Below are 883 nucleotides of genomic sequence, written 5' to 3' on the forward strand. Positions count from 1 at the left end.
GCCGGGACGCTATCCGGCGCCGCCGCCAAACTTCGTGTGGACCACTCCACCATCAGCCGGCGTATCGCCCAGCTGGAGGCGGTCCTCAACGCGCCGGTATTTGAACGCGACCACCAGGGTTTCCATATCACGGTGAAGGGGCGCGAGTTGCTGGAGCATGTCGAAGCCATGGAGTCGGGCGCACTGGCGATTGGCGAATCCTTGTCCGGCACCTCGCGCATCCCCTCCGGGCCGGTGCGCATTGCGACCATGGAAGGCATCGCCTCACTGTATCTGTCGCGGCAATTCGTGAGTTTCAAGGAGCGCTATCCGCTGATCCAGATTGAGCTCGTCACCTCCACGCAACTGGTCCATGTGAGCCAGCGCGAAGCGGATGTTTTCCTGAGCTTCTTTCCCTCTGAAGGCAAGGGGTTGGAAGTGGAGCCGGTGGGGGCATTTCCGCTCCATCTGTATGCCTCGGAAAGCTATCTCGCCCGCCACGGCGTGCCGGGCTCGGTCGGCGAACTCAGGGATCATCAGTTCGTCTCGTATGTCGACGACCTGATTCAACTCAACACGGTGCGCTGGCTGGAGGAGGCCATCAAGAATCCGCAGGTGGTGTTTCATTCATCGAGCATGATTGCCCAATTGTTTTCGGCCGCCGAGGGCGGCGGCATTGTCATGCTGCCGGCATTTTCCAACGCCGAGCGATTCGGCTTGCGGGCGCTGCTGGTGGACCAGATTGACGTCAAACGCACCATCTGGATGACGGTGCATCGCGAGCGCTGTTTCATGCCGCGTATCAAGGCGGTTCAGCAATTCATCAAAGACATCCTGGCACGCGACTTTCCTTTGCCGCCGGGGATCAGGAACAACTGAACGCGCAAAAAAAAAAGGGCCCCTC

Annotated in this window: 1 protein-coding gene; it reads left to right on the plus strand. The window is 60.0% G+C overall.

Annotation, left to right across the window (positions count from 1 at the left end):
• A partial coding sequence (locus HLUSI_RS30805; RefSeq protein ID WP_016836692.1) for a LysR family transcriptional regulator occupies window positions 1-858 on the plus strand: 858 nt, incomplete at its 5' end.
• Window positions 859-883: the final 25 nt, after the last annotated feature.

This window comes from Herbaspirillum lusitanum P6-12 (assembly GCF_000256565.1).
Taxonomy (GTDB): Bacteria; Pseudomonadota; Gammaproteobacteria; order Burkholderiales; family Burkholderiaceae_D; genus Herbaspirillum; species Herbaspirillum lusitanum.